3 protein-coding genes are annotated in these 2,377 nt (G+C 25.1%); all 3 read left to right on the top strand.

Going from position 1 to position 2,377, the window contains the following annotated elements; all coding sequences use genetic code 4:
* Positions 1–191: 191 nt before the first annotated feature.
* The 3 genes from D9R21_RS05755 to D9R21_RS05745 all read left to right on the top strand — a co-directional run bounded on the left by D9R21_RS05755 (position 192) and on the right by D9R21_RS05745 (position 2,055).
* A complete protein-coding gene (locus D9R21_RS05755) occupies positions 192–1,118 on the top strand; it encodes a hypothetical protein (RefSeq protein WP_126821453.1) in 927 nt (308 codons plus the stop codon).
* Positions 1,119–1,411: 293 nt separating this feature from the next.
* A complete protein-coding gene (locus D9R21_RS05750) occupies positions 1,412–1,828 on the top strand; it encodes a hypothetical protein (protein ID WP_126821452.1) in 417 nt (138 codons plus the stop codon).
* A complete protein-coding gene (locus D9R21_RS05745) occupies positions 1,819–2,055 on the top strand; it encodes a hypothetical protein (RefSeq protein ID WP_126821451.1) in 237 nt (78 codons plus the stop codon). The genes D9R21_RS05750 and D9R21_RS05745 overlap by 10 nt, the downstream gene beginning before the upstream one ends.
* Positions 2,056–2,377: the final 322 nt, after the last annotated feature.

Below are 2,377 nucleotides of genomic sequence, written 5' to 3'. Positions count from 1 at the left end.
TGAAATAACCACATAATTTTAAAAAAATATTTTTTTTGAAAAAATAGTTGCAATTTTTAATAAAAGATATAATATTGACTTAATAAGGGTTAAAAATCCTACTTGCATCTTTACTTTACAAAACTAATAATTTAACTTGACTTTTTATAAAAATAAATTATAATTTTTATAAATAAGAAAGGAAAAAAGAAATGAAAAAAAATACTAACGATGTTTTAACAGTGCAAAATGATAAGATTTGAAAGCGGATTAAAAAGTCAGTTTTTCATAAGGAATTATATAATCAGAGGTCAATTACGTTTAAAATTGCTGCTTCTGCGATTTTTTTAGCGATGGCCGTTGGATTAAGTTTACTAGAGGTTTTTAGTGTTCCAACTCCTTGGGGGGCAACGTTTGGTTTACGATTTTTTGATACTTTAGTAATTATTTATTCAATTGCAATTGTTGGATTAGCATTTGCTTTATTAGAAGGAATTGCATTACCTTGAATTCATAATTTAATTGATGGGCATCATACTTGACTTGAAATGGCATTCTTTATGATTTCTAATATCTTAGTTGTGTTCGTAACTTGATTTGTTTACTATATTTTATTTAATGCTTGTCATAAAATTACTGTTCCAGAAAATGTTGCTGACCATACTATTCATGAATATCATCATGTTAAAAAAGCGCATGACCATCATCATAAAATTGTTAATATTAAATGAGGGAAAAAAATCTTGGCATTTACTATTATAGTGCCAATATGTGCTTTAATTGAAGCAATTTCATTTTTAATTGTTGCAAAGATTTTAGTAAATATGGGTCATACGCATCCAGATGCTGATCATGCTCATGTTCTACACGATAGTTTGAAGATATTAGATCCGACAGGGAATATAATAAGTAATCCGATTGATTGGTCTAATCAAGTTACTGTTGCGCATGCTGGCCATGATCATGACCACGATAATAGTGGGATGGCATCTATTTTTGAGTCATGACAACATACTTTAATTTTTATCGGGATTTTCTTTGGAATTTTTACTGCTAAATATATTATAAACTCTACTTTATTTTTATTATTAGAACAACGAACAAGACAATTAGTTGATCGATATGGAATATATGTATAAAAACTTTTTGGGCGAGTAACAAAGATACGGATTTACTGAAAAAGTAAATCTTTTTTATTTGTTAAATTACAAGCTTGTTAATAACTAAATATTGATTTGTTGTGGTAATAAAAATGCAACAAATGTTTTTCATTGTGCAATTTTAATTAATAACAACAAGTTAATTAACTAGTTTATTAACAAGTTAAGTAATAAGTTAAATAATTGGTTAAATAACTAGTTGTTTAACAAGTTTAGCACCTTGTTCAGGGCAAAATTGTTAGATTGGTGGTGTTAATATTTATAAAGAAAAATTGGTTTATGTATATTTAAACAAAAATTATATTAGATCAATTGAATTTGATACATTAACTTGTAGAAATATAATTAGTCCAATTACACAAGGTGGTAGTATATTAATTCCTAAGCAACTTATTTATAATGCAAAATATTCAATTCAATTAAAATTGGGGTTATTTCCAAGTCAAAAATATGAAGAATTTATTATGGAAAATGGTGTAAAAAGGATATTAGGATATATTGTTGACATTGAATTGAAGAATGCAATAGAGGTTAGAGCGAAAAATAATATTAAAAACTACAATAATCAAGCAGAAAATTTATCAGTTTTAAATATAAAAGAAGTTATTGATAAAAATAAAACTAGTTTTGCCGATTCCGAAGAAGAAAATTTATTTGATACAGAAGAAGGGAAAATAATATGAGATTAAAGAATTATTTTTTTGCAATTTATGACTGAGATGATAATTATTTAGGAACTTATAGTTCATATGAAGAAATAATATATTTTTTGTTTGGAATTGGTCCATCAGATAAAAATTATCAATTTAAAAAAAGATATATAGCTAAAGTTATTGCTAAAACAAAGAAAAAAACCTTTAAGAATCAGAAATTAAAAATATATAAATTTATAGATGAGGATGATAAGTATGAATAGCAAAATTAAATGTAATTTTTGTAATAAAAATATTAATCATGGAAATATCGTACACAAATATAAAAGACTGCACCCCAAAAAGTAAGTAAAATTAAAAAAGAACTTTACTAAACTTTTAGAGGAGGTGCATTTTTTAATGGCAGGAAAAGAACAAAAATTTAAAACATATACTGCAGAATTTCGAAAAAATACAGTAAAAGAAATTTAACAAACATCGCTTACTTATATTGCACAAAAATATAAAGTAAATATAAAAACACTTGATTCATGACAAAGAAATTTTAAAAAAGGAATTTTAAATACACCAAAAGGTCCAAAAGAA

It is taken from the genome of Spiroplasma endosymbiont of Megaselia nigra (assembly GCF_003987485.1).
GTDB lineage: Bacteria > Bacillota_I > Bacilli_A > Mycoplasmatales > Mycoplasmataceae > Spiroplasma.
Note: the sequence above shows the minus strand (reverse complement) of the source record. Positions and strands in the feature narration are given on the sequence as shown.